The organism is Okibacterium endophyticum (assembly GCF_054780075.1).
The window spans coordinates 209151-233039 of the sequence record NZ_BAAGXA010000004.1 but is presented as its reverse complement, the minus strand read 5'-3'; the positions used below and the strand labels follow the sequence as shown (position 1 = coordinate 233039).

Below are 23889 nucleotides of genomic sequence, written 5' to 3'. Positions count from 1 at the left end.
GTGGTATCGCAAGCGACGATGCGAAACCGCCGGTGACCGACCATACGATCGAGAGGAACACCGGTGGGTGCTGGGGTCGCGCGCCGAGCTCGGTGATGGCCGCCGCGTCTCGATGAGGAGGAGAGCAATGCCAAGACTTGCAGGAAAGATCGCGTTGATCACGGGGATCGGTGGCGGAATGGGACGCACGGCAGCTCTCACCTTCGCACGGGAAGGCGCACGCGTTGTGGGCTGCGACCTCGTCGCCGACGGCGCGGAGGAGACGGTGCGGCTTGTGCGTGAGGCGGGAGGAGAGATCGAGAGCTTCTCTCCGGTCGACCTCGGCGACGCCGAGCAGGCCGCCGAGTGGATCCACGGGGCGCTCGAGGTGTTCGGCGGTGCGGACATCCTGTACAACAACGCCTCGTCGCCGAAGTTCGCGCCCATCCAGGACCTCTCGGTGGAGGACTGGGACTACGTGATGCGCAACGAGCTGGACCTGGTGTTCTATGCGACGAAGGCCATCTGGCCGCACTTCATGGAGCACGGCGGAGTTGTGGTGAACGTCGGCTCGATCGCCGGGATCCGCGGCGTCGACTTTATGGAGCAGAACGCTCACGGAACGGCGAAGGGCGGCGTCATCTCGCTCACGCAGCAGCTGGCGGCCGAGGGTGGCAAACACGGCATCCGCGCGGTGGCCGTGAGTCCCGGATTCACCGTGACCCCGTCGACGGCCTGGCTCGTCGAGTCGGGCCCGCAGCCGTTCAAAGACACCATCGCCCGCATCCCGCTGGGCAGGGTCGGGCAGCCGGAGGACATCGTCAACGCCGCTCTCTTCCTCGCCTCGGACGAGGCATCCTGGATCACCGGCGTCAACCTCGTTGTGGACGGCGGAGGGTCGACCCTCGCATGACCGCGCTCATCGCCGGCCGTTCCTTCGCCGGCCGGCTCGTCCTGCCCGAGCATCCCGACTTCGACGAGGCGCGGATCGGCCGGGTCTTCAACGGTCGGCGCCCCGATCGTCAGCCGGCGGCCGTGCTCATCGCCGAGACGGTTCAGGACGTCGTCGACGGGGTCCTCTTCGCCAGGGAGAACGGTCTGAGCGTCGCCGTCCGCAGCGGCGGACACAGCTGGGCGGCCTGGAGCGTGCGCGAGGGAACGCTGCTCATCGACCTCGGCCTGCTGCGCGACATCGAGTACAACGAGACGACCGGAATCGTCTCGGCGGAGCCGGCCGTCACGGGCGGCGAGGAGCTCGACCCGCTTCTCGAACCGTATGGCCGTTTCTTCAACGGCGGGCACTGCCCCACGGTCGGTATCGGCGGTTTTCTTCTGCAGGGCGGCCAGGGCTGGTGCGCACGCGGCTGGGGCTGGGCGGCTGAAAGCGTCGTCGGGCTCGACGTCGTCACGGCCGACGGGCAGCTGATCCGCGTCGACGCCGAGCATCACGCCGACCTGTATTGGGCCGCGCGCGGATCCGGACCGTCGTTTCCGGCGGTGGTCGTGAGGTTCCACATCCAGACCCGTCCCCGCTTCGGCTATCTCGGGCACACGGTGCAGGTGTTCCCGATCACCCTGTTCAGCGAGGTCATGACCTGGATCTACGGCATGCACGGCACGGTGTCGCCCGATGTGGAGCTCGTGGTCGTCAGCATGACCCCCGAGGCGGCGGTGCCTGGCGGCGAGCGGGAACGGGTTGTGCTCGTGACCGCTGTCGCACTCGTGGACACGAAGGAGGAAGCGGATGATGCGCTCGCGCCCTTCGCCGACAACCCGCTCCTCGACCGCGCGATCTTCTCGCAGAACGCCGCCGAGTCGACGTTGGCCGCGCAACGCGCGGAGCAGGTGCGGATGAACCCGGAGCACGCCCGTTACGTGGTCGACAACGTCTGGGTCGACGGCGACGTGGCAGACGTCGTCGAGGGCATCCGCCCGTTGTTCACCGAGCTGCCCACGCCGGAGGCCTTCTCGATCTGGTTCAGCATGGGCCCGCTGCGCGAGCTGCCCGACATGGCGTTCTCTCTGCAGAGCGAAGGGTACGTCGCGAGCTACATGGTGTACAACGACCCCGCACAGGACGAGGCGCACCGAACCTGGCTCAACGCGGCGATGGCGCACGCCCAGCCGGTGACAGTGGGCCAGTATCTCGGTGACAGCGACATGACCAACCGGCAGCTCCGTGTTATGGGTGACGAGCAGTACGCCCGGCTGCAGCGGATCATCGCCGAGCGCGATCCCGAGGGCCGGTTCGCTCGCTATCTGGCTCGCGACCATTCCACGGTCAATCGCAACCACTGGCAGATCGAGGGTGCGCTGTGACCCGCGGCCCCCACGACGACGCCGATGGCTACCGCGCCGTCAGGTACAACCGCTTCGGAGGCCCGGACGTCCTCGAGATCGTAACGCTCCCCGTCCCGACTCCGGGCGACGGAGAGGTGCTCCTCGCGGTCAGAGCCGCGGGGCTGAATCCGATCGACTCCAAGCTGCGCTCCGGCGTCGTCCCCCAGCCCGACCCGGTCTTCCCCTACGGCATCGGCCAGGACGTCGCCGGACGAGTCGTCTCCGCAGCCCCCGGGGCCCGTTACTCCGATGGCACCGAGATCGCCGTCGGCGACGACGTGCTCGGCTGGGTGGAGCGCGGTTCGGTCGCCGAACGTGTGATCGCACCAGCGGCCACCCTCACCCTGAAGCCGCGGGAGCTGCCGTGGGAGGTGGCCGGTTCGCTGATGACGGCCGGGCTCACGGCCCGCGCCGCCATCGACGTGCTCGACATCGGACCGGGCGACACCGTGCTCGTGAGTGCCGCCGCCGGCGGAGTGGGACTGCTCTACAGCCAGCTGGCGATCGCGCGGGAAGCCACGGTCATCGGCACAGCGGGGCCGCGTAACCACGACTTTCTCAGGAAGATCGGCGTCATCCCGGTCGAATACGGACCCGGGCTCGTCGAACGCGTCCGTGCGCTCGCCTCGGACGGCGTCACGGCCGTGCAGGACAACTTCGGCCGCGAGACCATCGACGCCGGGCTCGCTCTGGGGCTCCCGCCCGAGAGGATCGTCTCGATCGTCGACCATGCGGCTGTCGCCGAGCTCGGACTCTCGACCCCCGGACGATACGAACGGTCAGCCGTCACCCTCGGGGCGATCGCCGCTCTGGTCGCCGCTGGCACGCTGATCCTCCCGATCGAAGCCTCTTTCAGCCTCTCAGAGGTGCGCGCCGCCTTCGAGCTCCTCGAGGGACGGCACCTGAGAGGAAAGGTCGTCATCAGCATCTGACCAGGCCGAGCACCACATCCACCCTCAATGAAAGGAATCATCCCCATGGCTTTCGTCTGCAACGCCACCTGGACCGTCAAACCCGGCAGCGAAGACATCGTACGGGAGGCGCTCACGCATCTCTCGCCCGCGACGCGCACTGAACCGGGCAACATCTACTACCAGGCCTACGTCGATCCGGACGTGCCAACGGTTTTCCGCATCTTCGAGGTCTACACCGACGCCGACGCCTTCGCCGCGCACGGCGCCTCTGAGCACTTCAAGGAGCACGCCCTCGGCAAGGCGATCCCCGAACTCGAGACGCGTGTGCGCGACCTGTACGAGACGCTCGACGTCTGAGAGGCCCTCACCTGAGAGAGTGGCTCCAGGCGGATTCGCCTGGAGCCACGCCATTTGCGACCGGGGAATGCTTCTCGCCCGCGCACTCCGCCCCGCCACCACGGGTTCCGCTGCGAGGTGTGGCGCGGTGCTCACTTGGTCGCAGGTGCCGTTGACCTCCGGATGGTGAGGGTTGCGGGAATCGTGCGGTGGGGCTGCTTGGCCCCTGTCCTGATGCGCTCGGCAAGGATCTCGATCGCACTTCGCCCGAGCTCTTTGAAGTCGATCCGCGCCGTGGTCAGAGGTGGTGAGAAATAGGCGGAATCCGGCATGTCGTCGATGCTGACGATCGAGTAATGATCCGGCGCACGGTAGCCGCGTTGAACCATGGCTCCCATGAACCCGAACGCGAGGGCGTCGTTCGCCGCGAACACCGCGCTGAAACTCGTCGGATCTGCGAACGAGCCCTGAGCCGCTCCCGATGCCGCGTTCCACTCTGTGCACGTCAGCTCAGGCATCGGTTGAAGGCCGGCTGCGGCCATCGCGTCCTGATACGCACGTGAGCGGATAGCTGTCTCGATGCGCCCGGAGGGGCCGCCGAGATGGACGATTCGATGGTGGCCGAGGTCCAATAGGTGATCCATAACGATCCTCCCTGCACCATAGGAGTCACCGCTGGCGCTGTCCTCTGAGAGCCCGGTGGCCTCAGAGAGCGTCACAACGGCAACGGCCTTCGAGTATTCGTCCAGCTGCTTGACGATCTCGGCGTACTGGGTTCCCGCGATGATGCCGTCCACCCGGAAAGAGAGGAAATGGTCGAGTGCGACCTCCACGTCTCCCGCCGTTATCGACGCGTCCGGATTCGCGCCCAACTGGGTTGAGATCACCGACAGATTCGCTTCTCGTGCGGCGCTGTTCACCCCGGTGAGAAGCTCAGCATTGCCGTAATTCAGCGGCCCGATGATGAGGAGGCCGATCGTGTCTGTGCGTTCGGCCCGCAGATTGCGTGCGAGGCGATTGTGCCTGTAGCCGAGTTGCTTGACGGCGCTCTCGATGCGCATCCGAGTCTGCGCACTCACGTAGCCGCCTGTGAAGTACCGGGACACCGTCTGTGCTGAGACGTCGGCCAGCCGACCCACGTCAGCCATGCTGGCTCGGCCGATCAACTTGCTCTTGTCCATACCCATCCCTCTCGGTAGCTAGAGCTTAGCCGGTCGGATTGCTGTCTTTGCGAGCAGGTTGACCGACAGATGTGTTATGGGTAACATGAAGTCGCAACGGCTTGAGCATCACAGCGAACCGCCGCTGTTCTTGACAAGCGGACGGCCTATCGTTCGCTGATCTCAACGGAGAGGATTCCCCCATGAAGCGAAACGCGAAGGTCGTCGGTGCGGCCATAGCCGCCACGGTCCTTGGTCTCACAGTGAGCAGTTGCTCTGGCGGCACAGCGGGTGACGAGGGTGTGACCCTGACGCTGTGGCACAACACGCAGGACCCCGACGCCATCCTCAACCTCTACGAGGCGTATGAGGAGGAGTCTGGCAACACGATCGAGCTCATCCCCATCAGCTCAGACGGATTCGAGGAGGCGACCCTCAGCAAGTGGGCGTCAGGCGACCGCCCCGACATCCTCGAGTTCCACGGCGTCGGGGCGCTCATCGACTTGCTCAACGGTGCGCAGAACCTGCAGGACCTGAGCGATATGAGTTTCGTCGAGGCGTCTGGCGACCTCTACGACATCAGCGGCCGGGGCGCAGACGGCAACGTCTATGCGGCGATCACGAGCTTTCCCGAGGTCTGGGGTCTGTACTACAACAAGTCGATCCTCGCCGAGCACGGCCTCGAGCCGGCCACCACCTACGAGGAGCTGCTCGCGCAGTGCGGCCAGCTCTCTGCCGCCGGGGTCACGACCATCGCAGAGTCGGGAGCGTCGATCTGGCCGCCACAGGCATTGCCTCACCTGGTGGCGGGCTCGCTCGCTCCCGAGGACTTCACGGAACGGGTGATCACACAGGAGACCACCCTGGACGCCCCGGACTCCCCGGTGCTCGAGGCCATGGAGGACTACCAGACGCTGATCGACGACGGGTGCCTGAACTCGGACGTCAGCACGGCGACGTTCGAGGATTCCGTCTCGAAGGTCTATGAGGGTGAGGCTGCGTACCAGCCCCTCCACTCGAACATCGCCTCGGTCTACCTCGACGCGGCTGGCGGCGACCCGGCAGCGCTCGATGAGGCCGTCGGCTTCACCGCCTTCGGCGGAGAGTCGAAGGCCACAGCGGTCAACCCAGGCCCCATCGGGACCTATCTGCTTCCGAAGACCGGAGACTCCGCGAAAGAGCAGGCCGCGCAGGAGTTCCTCGAGTTCGCAACCGGCGAATACCACCAGACCTACGTCAACGAGTCCGGAACCTTCCCGGTCATCGAGGGTGTCGACGACCCCGCCGACGCCACTCCGCTGCTGCAGGCCGTGAAGGCGGCATACGACGAAGGCCCGCAGTTCCCCCTTGTGAACGCGAATCTTCCCGGCGGAATGCAGGGGTGGGCCGCTCTGCTCTCTGAGCTGCTCGCCGGGCAGAAATCGCCGTCCGAGGTCGCGTCGAGCCTGCAGGGTCAGCTCGCGACAGCAGCGAAGTCTCAGGGCCTCGAAGGCTGGTGACGCGCATGGCAGAGGTTCTCTCGGACGGAAGCCGGAAGGGGGAGCCGGCCTCGAGCCGGCTCCCCCTCGCACGGCGAGTGGCGAGGGTCTTGACGAGCGGAAGCCGGAAGGGGGAACCGGTTCCGGCCCGGCGCCGTCTGAAAGGCGCCTGGTTGTGGTGGTTCGCTCTTCCCGCGATCCTTTTCGTCGGAGTGTTCTTCGTCGTTCCGCAGATCCTCAACCTGCGCTTCGCGTTCTCCAACTGGACGACCTACTCCTCCGAGATCACGTGGAACGGCTGGGACAACTTCCAGTCGTTGATGGATCAGGGGTACCTCACCCAGGGCGTGGCCGTCACGGCCGGATACGCGGTCATCGCGATGGTCATCCAGAACACGGTCAGTCTGACGCTCGCCTACGGGTTGAAGGACGCGACCAGGGTGAACGGGTTCTTTCGGTCGCTCTTCTTCGTCCCGGTCCTGCTGTCACCGCTCGCGGCCGGCTACATCTGGCGCGGCATCCTCGCCCCAGACGGCCCGCTGAACGCATTCATCTCGTTCTTCGCACCCGGGTTCGACTGGGCCTGGCTGGGTGAGGCCTCGACAGCGCTGCTGTCGGTGGCGTTCATCGACGCCTGGAAGTGGATCGGGCTCACGACGCTCGTCTACATCGCGGGCATCAACGCCGTCCCGGCCGAGCTGATCGAGGCATCGATCATCGATGGCGCCTCCGCCTGGCAACGCTTCTGGCGCGTGGTCTTTCCGCTGCTCGCGCCGGCGTTCACCTTCAATGTCGTGGTCACGCTCGTGGGCGCCTTCAGCGCATATGACGTGATCGCAGCGACGACAGGAGGAGGGCCAGGGGATGCGACGCGGTCCTTGAACATCCTCCTCCGCATGCAGTGGGGACTGGGCAACTTCGGGACAGGCAGCGCGCTCTCCCTGATGGTCACTCTGATGGTGATCGTGGTCGCCATCCCGCTCGTATGGTGGCTGCGCAAGCGAGAGGCGAAGATATGAGACACAAGCCACGTTGGCTCGACACAGCGCGCTACGTCGGGTTGAGCCTCTTTGCCATCCCGTGGGTGATCGTTCCGATCTGGCTGGTCCTCGTCAACTCGGCGAAGACCGCCGGCGAAGCGGCCGAGCTCAACCTCGGACTGCCGCAGACCTGGGCGTTGGTCGAGAACTACACAGCTGTCTTCGTCGACGGCAGGTATCTGCAGTCTCTGGGCAACAGCCTGCTGGTGAGCATCCCGACGATCGTCGTTGTGATCCTCGTCGGGGCGTCCGCCGCGTGGGCCTTCGGACGCGGGCGGTCGCGGAAGCTTCAGTTCGTGTTCTACGTGATCGCGTTGTCGATGCTCATGCCCCCGACCCTGTTGCCGACGATCTTCCTGCTGCAATCGATGAACATCGACACAACGACGCTGGGATACGTCCTCGTGCTGATCGGCACACGAATGGGCATCGTCGTGTTCCTCGCCACCGGGTTCGTCAGAAGCATGCCGGAGGACTTGGAGTCGGCCGCCGCGCTCGACGGCGCCAACCGCATCCAGATCTTCTTCCGGATCGTGCTGCCTCTTCTGAGCCCGACGCTGTTCGTCGGGGCGATGATCCTGATCATCACGGTGTGGGGCGATTTCTTCTTCGCCCAGTTCCTCATTCCGGGAGCAGGGCGACAGACGCTCCCGCTGTCGCTGTACACCTTCGCGAACAGCTCCGCCCAGAGCCTGCGCTGGAACCTCGTCTTCGCTCACGTTCTCATGACCGCGCTGCCGCTCCTGATCGCATACGTGTTCGCGCAGCGAAGGGTGATCGGGGGATTGACCGAAGGAGCCCTCAAAGGCTGAACGACGACGGAGCCCCGCCCGCGGTCTCCATGAAGCCGGCATGGGGGCCGGCGGTTCGGCAGGGCAGAGAGCAACGGGCGCGGTGGCGCGTGCCGAGGCCGAATGTGAACTCGCGCGCTCGTGGCGCGCAGGCGTCTCGTGCGTGCGCGATCCGCCGATTGGCAGGGAAAGGACATCTGCATGACACTCATCAACCGGTTCGAGGTCGACTACGGCATCGACGCCGAATGGGGACGCCGCCCGCGGATCCGCTGGGCTCCCGATCATCCAGGCGCCGTCGTCGCCTGTCTGAAGACCGAAGGCGGGGTTGAACGTCTCGAGTTGGACCGGCTGGGCGGCAAAGCGGAGAGCGAGTGGCCGTTCGCCGACCTGGGCGATGCTCCCGCCCGCCTCGCTCTGGAGCGAGAAGGTGTGCCCTCAGCGGAGGAGATCGAGGTTCGCGGCCAGGAAGCCGTGTGGGAGGCGCCGTTGATCGGCCACCCCGATCCGTCGCACGGCGCGATGCCCTTCGTGGCCCGCCGTCGCGTCACCGTGGAACCGGGCGACGGCCGGGCGACGCTTCGCGTGACCGCCCATGGCGTCTATCGCGCGACGGTCAACGGGCGTGACGTCTCGGACGAGGTGTTGGCGCCAGGGTGGACCAGCTACCCGCAGCGCCTGCTCTTCCGGGACCATGACGTGACACCGCTGCTGAAGAGCGGTGAGAACGTGATCGAGGTGGAGGTGGCCGGCGGCTGGTACACGGAGGACTTCGGTCACCTCGACAACCTCGGCTACAGGTATGGCGAGCAGCCCGGTGTCGCGGCACGGCTCGATCTGTTGGGCCCGAGCGGCGCGGTGGTCGAGACGGACGAGACCTGGGAGGTCGGATCGGGGACGCTGACGTACGCGAGCATCTACCACGGGGAGACCCGCGACCTGCGCAGGGTCCCGCAGTGGGCCCCTGCCGTCCCGCTCGGGCCGGTTCGCGCGGCGAACGCGGTCGGCGTGCCAGCGGTACGCCGCCAGCAACGACTCGCCCCGGCGTCGATCGAGGAGCTCGCCGACGGGCGCATCCGCGTCGATCTCGGACAGAACATCGCCGGATGGCTCCACCTGCGTGTGCGTGGACGCGAGGGGGACGTTGTGATCGCGCGGCACGCGGAGATGCTCGACGACGGAGAACTCGCACTCCGCCCGCTCCGGCGCGCCAGAGCCGAGGACCGCTGGACGTTGCCGGACGGGGAATCCGTCCTCGAGCCGCACCACACCTACCACGGGTTCCGCTACGCGGAACTCACGGGCCTGCGTCGAGAGGACCTCATCGACGTGTCCGGAGTGGTCGTGCACAGTGACCTGCGCCGCACGGGGGAATTCACCACGTCGCATCCGCTGCTGAACCAGCTGCACAGGAACATCGTGTGGAGTACTCGCTCGAACTTCGTCAGCATCCCGACCGACTGCCCCCAGCGCGACGAGCGCCTGGGGTGGACCGGCGACATCCAGGTGTTCACCCCGACGGCCGCGTTCCTCTACGACGTCCGAGCCTTCCTCGGATCCTGGCTCCGCGATCTCGAGCTCGAGCAACGGGCGCTGGGCGGGGTCGTGCCGACCACCGTTCCCGACCCGATCCTCGACATCCGAACGCCAACGGCGGCATGGGGGGATGCAGCGGTGCTCGTCCCCTGGGCGCTGTATGAGGCCTACGGGGACGTGGCGGTCCTTGAGCGCCAGTTCACCAGCATGGTGGACTGGGTGGAAGCCGTGACCCGCTGGTGTCCGGATGGCATCTGGGACCGGGGGTACCAGCTCGGGGACTGGCTGGACCCGGCAGCCCCCGCCGACGACCCCGGTCGTTCTATGACCGATCTGGGCCTGCTCGCAACCGCATACGCCTACCGTTCCGCCTCGACGCTCGAGCGCGCCGCGCGAGTGCTGGGGCGCAACGAGGCGGCGGAGCGTGCGGCTGCCCGGTCGGCGCAGGTGAAGCGGGCGTTCCAGAGGAGATATCTGACGAGCGATGGGCGCCTCGTCTCCGACACCGCCAGCGCCTACGCGATGGCCATCGTGTTCGGGCTTGCACCGGACGACGGCATCGAACAGGCCATGGGCGCTCGGCTCGCAGAGCTGGTCCGCAGCGCCGGGTTCCGTATGACCACAGGTTTCCTGGGCACCCCGGTGATCTGCGACGCACTGCTCGCCGTCGGCGAGGTCGACGTCATGGAACGGCTGCTGCTGCAGACCGACAGCCCGTCCTGGCTGTATCAGGTCACACAAGGGGCGACGACGATGTGGGAGCGATGGGACAGCCTGCGACCCGACGGCACCATCAACCCCGGGGAGATGACCTCGTTCAACCACTATGCGCTCGGGTCGATCGCCGACTTTCTGCACCGGCGCATCGCCGGCATCGCGCCGGCGGAGCCCGGTTACCGGAGGGTGCTCGTCCAACCCGTCTTCCTTCAGGGTCTCGAGCACGCGGGCGCCGCGCTCGACACCGCGCACGGCCCGGTGCGCGTGGCCTGGAGCCGCGTCGACTCCGAGCGGGTGCGCCTCACCGTGGAGATCCCCCACGCGGTGGAGGCGACTGTCGACCTGCCCGGGCACGGGCTCGTCGCGGAGGTCGCGGAGGGCAGCCACGCATGGATCGTCCGCGCGCCGCGGCGATCGCTCGACAGGCGTGCACGTCTGTGTGGCTTGGACACCGAGATCGCCGAGCTTCGTGAGGACGGCGAGGCCTGGGACGACGTGATCACCACGATGTCGGCGTTGGCGCCCGAGCTGGCTGAGAGGACACACGCTGATCGTGGAGTCGGCACAACGCTGCGTGATCTCGTGCGGTATCGATCCCGGGAGATCCAGGCGTCGCTTGCAGAGGCGATCGACCGCCTCGAGGTGCGCAGAGCATGATTCGCGTGTGTCGTGCCCGTGCTGTGGACGCCGCTCGCGTTGCGCGCCCGTGCAGAGTTCGCGTTAGGCTCTGACCGTGTCGTCGATCGCAGTGCTCGGAAGTGCCAACATGGATCTCGTTGTGAGGCAGCCGCGTCTGCCGCTTCCCGGCGAGACGATGTTCGGATCGGACTTCTCCACCGTGCCGGGGGGCAAAGGGCTGAACCAGGCTGTGGCCGCGGCCAGGGCCGGCGGCGATGTCGCGCTGCTCGGCGCTGTCGGCGCCGACGCTTTCGGCACTGAGCTGCGGGCTGCGCTGGTGCGCGAGGGTATAGACGTCGATGGGGTCGTCGTCTCGGCGTCCCCATCGGGCACCGCGCATATCTCGGTCGTCGACGGCGGCGAGAACAGCATAGTCGTTGTCCCCGGCGCGAACTCGGCCGTCACCCGTCTGGACAGTGCTGCCCGCCGTCTCATCACGTCGGCGCAGTTCCTCGTGGCGCAGTTCGAGCGCCCCATCGAGTTGATTCACGAGGCTTTCGAGCTCGCGGGCGAAGCCGGCGTCACCACCGTGCTCACCCCCGCGCCGGTGATGGACGTCCCGAGCGGATTGCTCGAACTCACCGACTATCTGATTCCCAACGCGAACGAGGCGTGTGAGCTGGCCGGGGTCGGCGACGATGCCGAGGCCGCTGAGATCCTCAGCCTGAAGACGGGGTCTGTCATCGTGACGCGCGGCAGCCGCGGGGTGATCGTCGCGCGCGAGGGCGAGGTCGTCCTCGAACGCGCCGCTCGGTCGGTTCGGGCCGTCGACACCACGGGGGCGGGAGACACCTTCGTCGGTGTGCTCATCGCCAGGCTCGCCGCTGGCGCTTCGCTGGACCAGGCGCTGTCGGCGGCCACCGTCGGCGCCTCGATCGCCGTCACACGGCCGGGGGCGTCGACGTCGATGCCGACGTGGGAAGAGATCACGTCGACGATGTCAGAGCTCGGGAACGGGGTTCTCTGATGTTGAAGGGAATCCCCTCGCTGATCGGCCCCGAGCTGCTCGCGAGCCTTGCGCGTATGGGCCACGGGGACGAACTCGTTGTGGTCGACCGCAACTACCCGGCATATGCAGCGGGTGTGCCCGTGCACCGGATCGATGGCAGCGACACCCTCGACGCTATGGAAGCGATCCTCTCGCTCCTGCCCGTCGACGACTTCGTCGAGCAGCCCGTCTATCGGATGCGTCCGGTCGACGGGGGAGGGGAGCCGACGGAACTGCAGGAGCGGGTCGCGGCTCTCGTGGAACGAGTAGAGGGGCGCCCCATCGGGGTCGAGCCCGTGGAGCGTTTCGCGTTCTACCGCCGAGCAGCGGGAGCGTCAGCCGTTGTGGCGACGGGGGAGTCCCTGCCGTACGGCTGCTTCGGCCTGATCAAAGGTGTTGTGCGCTGACACCCGACGGGCGCGCCGACAGGTGACGTATGCGTCACGCCGCTGTGTCCGGCGTCTGGAGGGAGCATCACAGGGTGAACGTGACGAGCCCCTGCAGGAAACTGCGCAGTTCCGCGGCCATGTCGACCGAACTGCGATCGAGGAGCCACTGCACCTGCAGGCCGTCCATCACGGCGATGCTCATCCGCGCGGCGGCATCCGGAGTCGTCCCCTGACACAGGTCGCCCTGCTCCGCCAGCCTTTCGAACTGGCCGGTCAGGTCGGAGCGGGTCCGCGCGTAGCGGTCGGCGAAGTACCGGTGAGCCGGATGCTCAGGAGCGGTCGCCTCGGCCGAGAGCACGCAGTAGAGCTCGACAACGCCGGGTACTGAGACGTTGTACGCGGCGAGGGCGACCAGCCCGCGCAGGGTTTCGCGCGGCTTCTGCGGGTCCAGCGGCACGAAGTCCGCCGAGTGCTGGTTGCGCAGTTCGAGCACACCGGCAAGCAGGGCGCTCTTGTTCGGAAAATGGTGGAGAAGGCCGGCTTCGCTCATGCCGACGGTCTCGGCCACCTCGCGTATCGAGCCGGCGCGGTACCCGGATCTCGCGAAGACCGCGAGGGCGGCGTCGAGAATGGCCGCGCGTTTCATACCGGTCTTCGCGTACGCGCCGCGGCGTTTGCCCTCGCTCTGCGCGGTGTCGAGCTTCGTCATCTGGCTTCCCTTCACAGCGATGGAAACACCCTAGTCGTTCGCCATCGCCGCTGTGCGGGCCAGCCCGCGGAGCGAGAAACGAAAATCTAGTGATCGCTTGGATTTCATGTTAGCATTCTGTTCCACCTGGCGATTCAGTGGAGGATCGCCCCAGTCAAGAAGGACCGAAGATGTTCCGATGGAAGGTCACAGCAGCCGTCGCGCTCGCCGCCGTTCTCACCCTGTCAGGGTGCTCGGCAGACAACGGAGAGGGCGAAGCAGACGGCGGCACGCTGACGCTCGGCGCCATTCTGGCACCCACCACGTTCGACCCGGCGGGTGCGGAGTGGGGCAACCGATCGACGTACTATCAGGCGGTGTTCGACACTCTCCTGCTCGCAACGCCTGAGGGGGAGATCGAACCGTTCCTCGCCACCGACTGGTCGTACAACGAGGACAACACAGCTCTCACCCTCACGATCCGTGACGATGTCACGTTCACCGACGGGTCCACGCTCACAGCGGATGTCGTCAGGCAGAACCTGCAGCGTTACAAGGACGGCACGTCTCCGAACGCCGGCTCCTTCGCCGGAGTGTCCTCGATAGACGCGCCAGACGACAGCACAGTCGTCATCACCCTGACCGCGCCAGACCCGGCTCTGCTCGACTACCTGACTCGCGATGCGGGCCTCGTCGCGAGCGCCGAGGCCTTCGACGACCCCGAGAGCCTCGCGACCGACCCGGTGGGCTCGGGCCCCTACGTGCTCGACACCGATTCGACGGTGACCGGCACCACGTACGTCTACACCAAGAACCCGGACTACTGGAATCCCGACCTGCAGCACTACGACGCGCTGACGATCAACGTCTACACCGAGCCCACAGCAGCGTTGAACGCGATCAAGGCAGGTGAGGTCAACGCCGCGAAGCTCGCCAACAACGACAACCTCGCCGAGGTCGAAGGAGCGGGTTGGACCATCAACGCCAACGAGCTCGACTTTCAGGGGCTGCTGCTGCTGGACCGCGCCGGAACGATGAACCCCGCGCTGGGCGACGTCAGGGTGCGTCAGGCCATCAACCACGCGTTCGACCGCGAGGGGTTGCTGACGGCTCTGCAGGACGGCAACGGGACCGTGACGGAGCAGGTCTTCCCCGCCACCTCGGCGGCCTACGACCCCGAGCTCGACGAGCGCTACGCCTACGATCCAGAGAAGGCGAAGGAGCTCCTCGCCGAGGCCGGCTATCCCGACGGGTTCACCCTCGCCCTTCCGAGCTCCGCCATCAGCGCTTCCACGTTCACGCTCATCACGCAGCAGCTGGCGGATATCGGGATCACCACCGAGTACACCGATCCGGGCAACAACTACTTCGCCGACGTGCTCGGCGCGAAGTATCCCGCCGCGTTCTTCCCCCTGGAGCAGAATCCCGACTGGCAGCTCATCCAGTTCATGATCGCGCCCACCGCGACGTTCAACCCCTTCGGATACGAAGACCCGAAGGTGAACGAGTACATCCAGCAGATCCAGTTCGGCGACGAGCAGACCCAGGCCTCGGTGGCCAAGGAGCTCAACGCCTACATCGTCGAGCAGGCCTGGTTCGCACCGTGGTATCGAGTGCAGGGCAGTTACGCGACTGACGCGAACACCTCTGTCGAGGTGCTGCCGACGAACACCAACCCCAACATCTACGACTTCACCCCGAAGTCCTAGCGGCCCGCGCCTCGCCCGCCCGTCGCGGTCATCGCGGCGGGCGGGCGTCCCCACAGCGTCTGCGCACGTCCTCCCGGAGTCCCCATGTTCGGTTTCGTTCTGAAGCGCCTGCTCTCAGGCGCCATATTGATCGTCGTCATCTCGGTGATCGCCTACACCCTCCTCTATCTGGGCGGGGGTGACATCGCCCGCCGGATCCTCGGCCAGTCGGCCACGGCTGAGACGGTCACGAAGAAGGCCTCCGAGCTCGGTCTCGACCGCCCCCTCGTCACGCAGTACCTCGACTGGGTGGGCTCGGCCGTGCAGGGAGACCTCGGTCGATCCTGGTTCACCGGTCAGCTCGTCGGTGCAGACGTCACGAGTCGGCTCGGGGTGACGCTCTCCATCGTCATCGGCGCGACAGTCGTGTCGGCGATCATCTCCGTTGTGCTCGGCATCCTCGCCGCGCGGCGAGGCGGCTGGATCGACGCCGTTGTGCAGTTCCTGTCCGTCATCGGCTTCGCCGTCCCCGGATTCCTCATCGCCCTCGCGCTCGTGATCGTCTTCGCGATCAACCTGCACCTCTTCAAGGCCACCGGCTTCGTGCCGCTGACGACCTCCGTGTCCGGATGGATCGCCTCGGTCACTCTGCCCGTCGCCGCCCTCTCGATCGGAGCCATCACAAGCGTCGCCCAGCAGGTGCGCGGGTCCGTGCTCGACGCCCTCTCCCGCGACTACGTGCGCACCCTCCGCAGCCGCGGGCTGCCGATGAACCGCGTGGTCTACAAACATGTGCTCCGCAACGCGGGCGGCCCCGCCCTCGCCGTGCTGGCCGTGCAGTTCATCGGGCTCCTCGGCGGAGCGGTGATCATCGAGCAGATCTTCGCGCTGCCCGGGATAGGACAGCTCGCCGTGCAGGCCACGACCTCCGGAGACATCCCCATCGTGATGGGCGTCGTCATCGCCACGGCCGTTGTTGTGGTCGTCGTCAACCTCCTCATCGACCTGGCTCAAGCCGCCCTCAACCCGAAGGTGAGACTGTCATGACCACGGCGATCACCCCAGAACCGTTCGTCGCTCCCGCCCCCGCCGCCGGTTCCGCCGCTCGCGGCTCTCTGCTGCGTCGTATCGTCCGAAAGCCTCTCGGCGCGCTCTCGCTCGGGTTCCTCGTGCTCGTTGTGCTCGTCGCCATCTTCGGACCACTCATCACCCCTCACGACCCGAACGCGGCGTCCATCGCGGACGTGCTCGCCCCGACGAGCGCGGCGCACCCCCTCGGTGCGGACAGCGGAGGCCGAGACGTGCTGTCACGGCTGCTGGCCGCGACACAGGTCAGCATCGCCGCCGCGCTCCTGGCCCTTGTGGTGGCGGTCGTGGTCGGTGTCAGCGCGGGACTCATCGCGGGCTACTACCGTGGCTGGTTCGACTCGGTGTCGTCGTGGGTCACGAGCCTCACCATGGCGCTGCCTGGCATCGTTGTGCTGCTGGCCGCGCGCGCGGTCCTGGGACCCTCGGTCTGGCTCGCGATGCTGATCTTCGGCATCCTGCTCTCACCCGCATACTTCCGCCTGGTCTACGCGGCCGTCACGGCTGTTCGTTCCGAGCTCTACGTCGACGCGGCCCGGGTCTCCGGCCTCAGCGACGCCCGCATCATCACCAGACACATCCTGTCGGTGGTTCGGGCGCCGATCATCATCCAGTCCGCGATCATCGCGGGCATCGCCATCGCCATCCAGTCCGGCCTCGAGTTCCTCGGACTGGGCGATCTCTCCGTGCCCACCTGGGGCGGGATGCTGAACGACGGCTTCGGGAACATCTACAAGGCTCCGACACTGATGCTCTGGCCGTCGCTCGCGATCGCGCTGACCTGCATCGCCCTCACGATCCTGGCGAACGTTATGCGCGACGAACTCGAGCGAACGACGGCGAAGCGGCGCAGGCGCCGACCAGCGGCGATCGCCGCATCTGCCGCGACAGTGGCTGCGGAGCACGTCGCGGGCCGGGTTGCCACGATCGAGCACACCGACGACACCGGAACCGCGAGAACGTCGCCGGACGTCCTCCTGCGAGTGGAGGAGCTCCGTGTCGGCTACGACCAGCCCGGCGGACAGGTGACAGAGGTGGTGCACGGCGTCTCGCTCGACATCCGAAAGGGCGAGGTGCACGGCCTGATCGGGGAATCCGGCTCCGGCAAGACCCAGACCGCTTTCGCGATCCTCGGTCTCCTCCCCGACGGGGGCGGCATCCACGGCGGCACGATCGACTTCGACGGCGCGCGCCTGTCCGGGCTCGGCGAACGGGAGTACACGGCGATCCGCGGCAAGCGGATCGGCTACATCCCCCAAGAGCCGATGTCGAACCTCGACCCTGCCTTCACGATCGGCAGTCAGCTCGTCGAACCCCTTCGCGTGAGCCTCGGCCTCTCGAAGCGAGACGCGACAGCGCACGGTCTCGACCTGCTCGACCGGGTCGGAATACCAGACCCGAAGCGCACCTTCGCCGCCTACCCGCACGAGATCTCGGGAGGGATGGCACAGCGTGTGCTCATCGCCGGAGCCGTGTCGACCGACCCGGATCTGGTCATCGCCGACGAACCGACCACGGCGCTCGACGTCACCGTGCAGGCAGAGGTGCTCGATCTGCTGCGAGACCTTCAGCGCGAGCGGGGAATGGCGATGCTGCTCGTCACACACAACTTCGGTGTCGTCGCCGACCTCTGCGATCGTGTGTCGGTCATGCGGTCGGGCCTGATCGTGGAGACGGGGCCTGTGCGGTCGATCTTCCGGAACGCCGAACACCCTTACACACGATCGCTGCTCGCCGCGATCCTCGACGAGGGCCCCGCACGCCCTCCGCTCGGATCGCTCCAGGCCGGAGGAAGCCGATGACCGAGACCCTGCTCCAGGTGACCGACCTCGAGGTGGAATACCCCGGAACCGGTTTCCGAGCTCAGCCGTTCCGCGCGCTCAAGGGTGTGTCGATCGACATCGGACCGGGAGAGACGGTCGGGCTGGTTGGCGAGTCCGGGTCTGGCAAGACCACACTCGGCCGTGCGGTTCTCGGCCTCGCGCCGGTGACCGGCGGAAGCATCCGCTACCGCGACCGAGAGATCGGGCACATGAGCCCGCGTGCCCGGCGCGAGCTGAGCTCCGAGATCCAGGTCGTCTTCCAAGACCCGTACTCGTCGCTGAACCCGTCGCTCACGATCGAGCAGATCCTGATCGAGCCCCTCACGGTGCGCGGTGTGTCTGCCGCCGAGTCGAAGGCCCGTGTCGGCGCTCTGCTCGACCAGGTGCAGCTGCCGGCGGATGCTCGCAGCAGGCTTCCCCGGGAGTTCTCGGGCGGTCAACGGCAGCGCATCGCTATCGCGCGGGCGCTCGCTCTCGACCCGAAGCTCATCGTGTGCGACGAACCGGTGTCGGCGCTCGACCTCTCGACGCAGGCGCGTGTGCTCGACCTCTTCATCGAGATTCAGGAGCGCACGGGAGTGGCCTACCTCTTCATCTCCCACGACCTCGCGGTCGTGCGGCACATCAGCCACAGGGTCGCCGTGATGTACCGGGGCGAGATCGTCGAGTCGGGCGAGTGCGATCAGGTCACGGCGCACCCCGAGCATCCATACACGCAGCGCCTGTTCATGGCCGCACCGGTTCCCGACCCCGACCGGCAGGAGCAGCGTCGCAACGACCGCCGCCGGCTGTTCGAGGCGCAGCGCGAGGCCGATGAGCAGGCCGGCGCCGGCGTCGGCGCCGTGTGATTCGCGCTCCCCGCACACACCATGGAAGAGGACACTCAATGACCCGCTCGACCGCCGATCTTCACCGGCTGCTCGGCCAGCTCACCCTCGAGGAGAAGGTCTCGCTCGTCTCGGGCGCCACCTTCTGGACCACAGCGGCGCTGCCCTCCATCGGGCTCCGCGCCATGGTGGTCTCCGACGGGCCGGCCGGGGTGCGAGGGCCGGAGTGGGACGAACGCCATCCGTCGTTGAACTTCCCGTCCGCCACCGCGATGGCCGCGTCGTGGGACGCGGGTCTCGCGCACCGCTACGGGGTCGTCGCCGCGGGCGAAGCGCGCCGCAAAGGGGTCGACGTGGTGCTCGGGCCCACCATCAACCTGCACCGCTCGCCGCTGGGCGGACGGCACTTCGAATGCCTCAGCGAAGACCCGCTGCTTACGGGGGTGCTCGCAGCGGCCTACGTGCGCGGTCTTCAGCACAACGGCGTCGCGGCCACGCCCAAGCACTACGTCGCGAACGACTCCGAGACCGACCGATTCACGGTCGACGTGCGCGTCGACGAGCGGGCTCTGCGTGAGCTCTACCTGCTGCCGTTCGAGCACGCCGTCGAAGCCGGTGCGTGGGCGATCATGACCGCATACAACTCGGTCGACGGCGTGACGATGACCGAGAACGACCTGCTCGAGACACCGCTGAACGGCGAGTGGGGATTCGACGGGGTCGTGATCAGCGACTGGGGCGCCGTGCGAAGCCTCGCGTCGGTGCCCGCCGCTCAGGACCTCGCCATGCCGGGCCCGGCGCAGGCCTGGAGCGATGCGCTCCTCACGGCGGTGCGCAACGGCGAGGCCGACGAGAGCGATGTCGATCGCAAAGTGCTGCGCCTGCTCGCCCTCGCCGATCGGGTCGGCGCCCTCGCCGGCGAAGAGCCTGTGCGACCCGAGGGGGCGGATGGCGTCTCGTTCGTCCGGGAAGCCGCGGCCGAGGGAACCGTGCTGCTCACCAACAACGGCATCCTGCCGCTCGAGCCGGCGGCCATGTCGCGTGTCGCGGTGATCGGCCACAACGCCAGGGATGCCCGCTCTCAGGGGGGAGGCAGCGCCACCGTTCTGCCCGAGCACGTTGTGAGCCCGCTCGAGGGGATCAGGTCGGCTCTGCCGAACGCGCGCGTCGACTACGCCGTTGGCGCCGTTGTGCAGGAAGGCGTCAGTAGCATCCCCCTCAACCGGCTCACCAACCCGGAAACGGGTGAACCCGGTCTTGTGGCTCGATTCGAAGATGACGAGGGCCGCTCCCTCTTCTCCGAGCCGCGGCGGTCGACGGCCCTCGTCTGGTTCGGAGGCGACGCCCCGGTGGAGGAGGCGCACCGCCTGGTGCTTCACACCGTCTACACGCCGGAGCGGAGCGAGACCCTGAAGCTCGGATTCGCGACGTCGGCGCACGGGCGGCTGTTCGTCGACGGCCGGCTGATCCTCGACGAGTCACCGTTCGTCGAGGGAACCGACCTGGGAGCGGCATTCCTCGCCCCCGCATCGGCCACCGGAGTCGTCGACGTCACCAGCGGGGTGCCGGTCGAGCTGCGGGCCGAGTTCGAACTGCAGGGCGGACCGGGCGCGCCCAACACGTTCTCGGTGACTCTCGGCCTCGCTCCAGACGACTCAGACCCGGACGGACTCCTCGCCGAGGCGGTGCAGGTGGCCGCAGAGGCCGACGTCGCGATCGTCGTCGTCGGCACGAACTCGCAGGTCGAGTCTGAGGGCTACGACCGCTCGTCCCTCGAGCTCCCCGGCCGTCAGACCGAACTGGTGCGGGCGGTCGCCGCGGTCAATCCGCACACGGTTGTGATCGTGAACGCCGGCTCTCCGGTCGAGCTTCCGTGGATCGACGAGGTGCAGGCGGTGATGCTCGGCTACTTCGGGGGCGAGCAGATGGGATCGGCTCTCGCCGACGTGCTGTTCGGCCTCGCCGAACCGGGTGGACGCCTGACGACCACGTGGCCTGTCGCACTCGGCAACGTCCCCGTGGTCGACGTCTCCCCGCAGAACGGTGTTCTCCGTTATGACGAGGGCATTCACGTCGGCTATCGGGCCTGGCTGCGCGCCGGGACACAACCGCTGTTCCCCTTCGGCCATGGTCTCGGATACACCACGTGGACGATCGGCGACACAGCCGTCGACGGGTCGCTCGAGGCGGGCGACGCCCGCCTCGTCGGCACCGCAACGAACACGGGTGAGCGCGCCGGCAAACACGTGCTCCAGGTGTACGCCGAACGCTCCGACTCGACCGTGGACCGTCCCGTGCGCTGGCTGATCGGCTTCGCGGTCGTCCGGGCGGCGGCGGGACGGACCGTCGCGTGGAGCGTCGATCTCTCCGCGCGCGCCTTCGCGCACTGGTCAGACGGGTGGCAGTATGAACCGGGCGAGTTCACCCTCTCGGTGGGCGATTCGGTCGCGGACCTGCGCGTCTCGAACACGATAACGATGGCGCCGGCCCGTCGGCACAACGGCATCCACACGACCGACGACGTCACCACAATCGATCAGTACGAGCACGAAGGGGCAGCGCAGTGACCGATACGGAGACGGCGACACAGGAACAGGGGCGTCCTCCTGCCCGGATCGGCCGGCTTCGCGCCGAGTCGCGCGACGACAGCCCGATGGTCGGCACTCCGACGCCCCGCCTCAGCTGGACGGTCGAGACGACCGAGCCGGACTGGCTCCAGGGGGCGGCCGAGCTGAGAAGCGGCGACGAGACAGTGTTGCTCGACGGACCGGACTCGGTGCTGGTGGAGTGGCCTTTCGCGCCGCTTCTGCCCGGCGAGTCGCGCGAAGTCCGTGTGCGGGCGACGGCCCTGTCTGGACGTGCGACGGACTGGAGCGACCCGCTTCGGGTCGAGGCTGGTTTCCTCGGCTCCGGGATGTGGGTGGCGCGGCCGATCGGGCTCGCCGATCCCGGGCGTCCCGCACAGCCGGTGCTCCTCCGCCGCCCGTTCACCGTCGACCGGCCGATCGAGCGGGCGCGGTTGTTCTGGACCGCGCTCGGCGTTGCGGAGCTCGAACTCGGCGGTGTGGCCGTCGACGATTCGGTGCTCTCGCCCGGGTGGACAAGCTACCGCGACCGCCTCGTGCACGAGACCGTCGACGTCACAGCGTTGATCGTGCCAGGGGAGAACGTGCTCGCCGCGACCATCGCGGGCGCCTGGTACACGGAGAAATACGGGTTCTTCGACTTCGCCGAACGCGTCTACGGAGACCAGCCCTCGCTCCTCGCCCAGCTCGAGATCGAGTACGCCGACGGGAGTCGCGAGACCGTCGCCACCGACGAGAGCTGGCTCGCCTCGGGCGAGGGAGAGGTCGTCGACAGCGGTCTCTACGGCGGTGAGCATCAGGATGCCCGGCGGCGCCAGGCAGGATGGTCAACCCCTGGGTTCGACGACGCGCACTGGGCAGCCGCACGGATCCTCCCGGTGACGACCCCTGCCCCAGAGGCCCGAGTGGCGCCACCGGTTCGGCGCATCGACGAGGTGCCCGTGGCATCCGTTCTCCGCTCGCCCTCCGGTGGCACGATCCTCGACTTCGGGCAGAACCTCGTCGGCAGGCTCCGGCTGCGCGTGACGGGGCCACGGGGAACGCGCCTCACGCTCCGGCACGCCGAGGTGCTCGAGGACGGGGAGCTTGCCCTGCGTCCGCTCCGCAACGCCGCCGCGACGGACGTCTTCGAGCTCGACGGCTCGGGGGACGAGGTCTTCGAGCCGCGGTTCACCTTCCACGGCTTCCGTTACGCTCAGATCGACGGATGGCCTGGCGAGGTGGATCCCGCTGCCGTCACAGCCATCGTGCTGCACACCGACATGACCCGCACCGGCTGGTTCGAGTCGTCTCACACGCTGCTCAACCGGCTGCACAAGAACATCGTGTGGAGCATGCGCGGCAACTTCCTGTCGATCCCCACGGACTGCCCGCAGCGCGACGAGCGCCTCGGCTGGACGGGAGACCTGCAGGTCTTCACCCCCGCGGCGACGTTCCTCTACGACTGCTCCGGCTTCCTCGAGTCCTGGCTGCGCGACCTCAGCCTCGAGCAGGAGCGCCTCGGCGGCACGGTGCCGGTGGTCGTGCCTTCGGTGCTGGAGGGGCCGGGGGAACCGCCCGCGCTGGCGGCATGGGGTGACGCGGCGACGATCGTGCCCTGGGTGATGTACGAGCGGTTCGGCGACAGCGGGCTGTTGCGGGCTCAATATCCGAGCATGCGCGCGTGGGCCGAGGTTGTGCTGCGGGTGTCGTCCGACGGGCTGTGGTCAGGCGCCTTCCAGAACGGCGACTGGCTCGACCCCACCTCACCTCCAGACAAACCGGCCAAGTCCAGAGTCGACCCAGACATCGTCGCGAGCGCCTATCTGGTCCGTTCGCTTCGCATCGTGTCGGGCGCAGCGGCGGTGCTCGGACTCGCGGAGGACGCGGCTCACTTCGCCGAACGGGCGGAGAGGAGCAGGCGCGCCTTCGTCGCCGAATACGTCACTCCGGCAGGGCGCATGATGTCCGATGCGCCGACGGCATACGCCCTCGCCCTGCGATTCGGTCTCGTCACCGAGCCCGACGTGCGTGAGCGGCTCGCTCGTCGTCTCGCCGAGCTTGTGCGCGCAGACGGATACCGCATCGGCACCGGCTTCGTCGGCACACCTCTTGTGGCCGACGCCCTGGCCGACGGCGGCCAGGTCTACACCGCTGGCCGTCTCCTGCTGCAGACCGAGAACCCCTCGTGGCTCTACCCGGTGACCATGGGCGCGACCACCGTCTGGGAGCGCTGGGACAGCATGCTCGAGGACGGCTCGGTGAATCCCGGCGAGATGACCTCGTTCAATCACTACGCACTCGGGGCGGTCGCCGACTGGCTCCACCGGACCGTGGCCGGGCTCGCGCCCGATGCCCCCGGCTACCGTCGCCTGCGCATCGCACCACGGCCGATCGCGGGTCTCGACCACGCCGAAGCCAGGCACACCACCCCGTACGGGCCCGCAGAAGTCGCCTGGCGTCGCGAGGGCGGGGCGATCGTGGTGACAGCCACCGTTCCACCGAACGCGACAGCCGTCGTCGACCTGCCCGGCACGCTCGTCGGCGACGCACCGACCATCGGGTCTGGCCGGCACCAATGGGTTGTCCCCGATGCACCGTCCCCGGCTCCGAGCGGACCGTACGGTCTCGATTCGGCGACGGCCTCGATCATCGACGACCCGCGCGCCTACCGAGCCCTGCTCGACGCCATCGCCCGCCACGATCCGGGCAAGGCAGACGCCGTGCGGCGTGAGACCTCCTGGTCAGAGGGCCTCACCGTGCGGCAGGTCCTGATGTTCACGCCGCCGACACTTGCCGATGACGTCGAGGCCGCTCTCGCGGCTGTCGGGGTGGACTAGGGCGATCAACGACCCTCGGCGGGCATC

General features: G+C 67.7%; 18 protein-coding genes. 16 read left to right on the top strand and 2 right to left on the bottom strand.

Annotated features, from left to right (window positions below; genetic code table 11):
* Window positions 1-127: 127 nt before the first annotated feature.
* The 4 genes from ACYVF5_RS03470 to ACYVF5_RS03455 are packed head-to-tail and all read left to right on the top strand — an operon-like array spanning window position 128 to window position 3590.
* Window positions 128-892 (top strand): SDR family NAD(P)-dependent oxidoreductase, encoded by a 765-nt coding sequence (locus ACYVF5_RS03470; RefSeq protein WP_460943373.1) that lies wholly within the window; start codon window positions 128-130, stop codon window positions 890-892.
* The gene (locus ACYVF5_RS03465; RefSeq protein WP_460943371.1) at window positions 889-2298 is read left to right on the top strand and encodes an FAD-binding oxidoreductase; all 1410 of its coding nucleotides are present in this window, start codon (window positions 889-891) and stop codon (window positions 2296-2298) included. Before ACYVF5_RS03470 ends, ACYVF5_RS03465 begins: the two co-directional genes overlap by 4 nt.
* Window positions 2295-3251: an NADP-dependent oxidoreductase gene (locus tag ACYVF5_RS03460; RefSeq protein ID WP_460943369.1), complete on the top strand. Its 957-nt coding sequence runs from the start codon at window positions 2295-2297 to the stop codon at window positions 3249-3251. The genes ACYVF5_RS03465 and ACYVF5_RS03460 overlap by 4 nt, the downstream gene beginning before the upstream one ends.
* Before the next feature lie 27 nt (window positions 3252-3278).
* Window positions 3279-3590: a putative quinol monooxygenase gene (locus tag ACYVF5_RS03455; RefSeq protein ID WP_460943367.1), complete on the top strand. Its 312-nt coding sequence runs from the start codon at window positions 3279-3281 to the stop codon at window positions 3588-3590.
* A 131-nt stretch (window positions 3591-3721) separates the two neighbouring features.
* Here the strand turns inward: ACYVF5_RS03455 and ACYVF5_RS03450 are convergent, their stop codons facing one another.
* Complete coding sequence (locus tag ACYVF5_RS03450) at window positions 3722-4750, bottom strand: LacI family DNA-binding transcriptional regulator (protein WP_460943365.1); 1029 nt, start codon at window positions 4748-4750, stop codon at window positions 3722-3724.
* Between the two features lie 182 nt (window positions 4751-4932).
* Here ACYVF5_RS03450 and ACYVF5_RS03445 point away from each other — a divergent pair, with 182 nt between their 5' ends.
* The 6 genes from ACYVF5_RS03445 to ACYVF5_RS03420 all read left to right on the top strand — a co-directional run bounded on the left by ACYVF5_RS03445 (window position 4933) and on the right by ACYVF5_RS03420 (window position 12364).
* On the top strand, window positions 4933-6228 hold the full coding sequence (locus ACYVF5_RS03445; RefSeq protein WP_460943363.1) for an ABC transporter substrate-binding protein: 1296 nt from the start codon (window positions 4933-4935) through the stop codon (window positions 6226-6228).
* A 5-nt stretch (window positions 6229-6233) separates the two neighbouring features.
* Complete coding sequence (locus tag ACYVF5_RS03440) at window positions 6234-7226, top strand: carbohydrate ABC transporter permease (RefSeq protein ID WP_460943361.1); 993 nt, start codon at window positions 6234-6236, stop codon at window positions 7224-7226.
* A complete protein-coding gene (locus ACYVF5_RS03435; RefSeq protein ID WP_460943359.1) occupies window positions 7223-8059 on the top strand; it encodes a carbohydrate ABC transporter permease in 837 nt (278 codons plus the stop codon). The genes ACYVF5_RS03440 and ACYVF5_RS03435 overlap by 4 nt, the downstream gene beginning before the upstream one ends.
* 180 nt (window positions 8060-8239) lie before the next feature.
* A complete protein-coding gene (locus ACYVF5_RS03430) occupies window positions 8240-10948 on the top strand; it encodes a family 78 glycoside hydrolase catalytic domain (RefSeq protein ID WP_460943357.1) in 2709 nt (902 codons plus the stop codon).
* Window positions 10949-11024: 76 nt separating this feature from the next.
* The gene (locus ACYVF5_RS03425) at window positions 11025-11936 is read left to right on the top strand and encodes a ribokinase (protein WP_460943355.1); all 912 of its coding nucleotides are present in this window, start codon (window positions 11025-11027) and stop codon (window positions 11934-11936) included.
* Complete coding sequence (locus ACYVF5_RS03420; RefSeq protein WP_460943354.1) at window positions 11936-12364, top strand: RbsD/FucU family protein; 429 nt, start codon at window positions 11936-11938, stop codon at window positions 12362-12364. Before ACYVF5_RS03425 ends, ACYVF5_RS03420 begins: the two co-directional genes overlap by 1 nt.
* Before the next feature lie 67 nt (window positions 12365-12431).
* Here ACYVF5_RS03420 and ACYVF5_RS03415 read toward each other — a convergent pair whose 3' ends face one another.
* Window positions 12432-13055 (bottom strand): TetR/AcrR family transcriptional regulator, encoded by a 624-nt coding sequence (locus tag ACYVF5_RS03415; protein WP_460943352.1) that lies wholly within the window; start codon window positions 13053-13055, stop codon window positions 12432-12434.
* Window positions 13056-13225: 170 nt separating this feature from the next.
* On the opposite strand from ACYVF5_RS03415, the gene ACYVF5_RS03410 reads away from it, so the two are divergent.
* From ACYVF5_RS03410 to ACYVF5_RS03385, 6 genes are all read left to right on the top strand, one after another.
* On the top strand, window positions 13226-14743 hold the full coding sequence (locus ACYVF5_RS03410; RefSeq protein WP_460943350.1) for an ABC transporter substrate-binding protein: 1518 nt from the start codon (window positions 13226-13228) through the stop codon (window positions 14741-14743).
* Between the two features lie 84 nt (window positions 14744-14827).
* A complete protein-coding gene (locus tag ACYVF5_RS03405) occupies window positions 14828-15769 on the top strand; it encodes an ABC transporter permease (protein WP_460943348.1) in 942 nt (313 codons plus the stop codon).
* Window positions 15766-17610: a dipeptide/oligopeptide/nickel ABC transporter permease/ATP-binding protein gene (locus ACYVF5_RS03400; RefSeq protein ID WP_460943346.1), complete on the top strand. Its 1845-nt coding sequence runs from the start codon at window positions 15766-15768 to the stop codon at window positions 17608-17610. The genes ACYVF5_RS03405 and ACYVF5_RS03400 overlap by 4 nt, the downstream gene beginning before the upstream one ends.
* Entirely contained in the window at window positions 17607-18479 is an 873-nt protein-coding gene (locus tag ACYVF5_RS03395) for an ATP-binding cassette domain-containing protein (protein WP_460943344.1), read from the top strand. The genes ACYVF5_RS03400 and ACYVF5_RS03395 overlap by 4 nt, the downstream gene beginning before the upstream one ends.
* 38 nt (window positions 18480-18517) lie before the next feature.
* Window positions 18518-21025 carry a glycoside hydrolase family 3 C-terminal domain-containing protein gene (locus ACYVF5_RS03390; RefSeq protein WP_460943341.1) on the top strand — a complete coding sequence of 836 codons (2508 nt, stop codon included), beginning with the start codon at window positions 18518-18520 and terminating at the stop codon, window positions 21023-21025.
* On the top strand, window positions 21022-23862 hold the full coding sequence (locus tag ACYVF5_RS03385; RefSeq protein ID WP_460943339.1) for an alpha-L-rhamnosidase: 2841 nt from the start codon (window positions 21022-21024) through the stop codon (window positions 23860-23862). Before ACYVF5_RS03390 ends, ACYVF5_RS03385 begins: the two co-directional genes overlap by 4 nt.
* Window positions 23863-23889 lie beyond the last annotated feature (27 nt).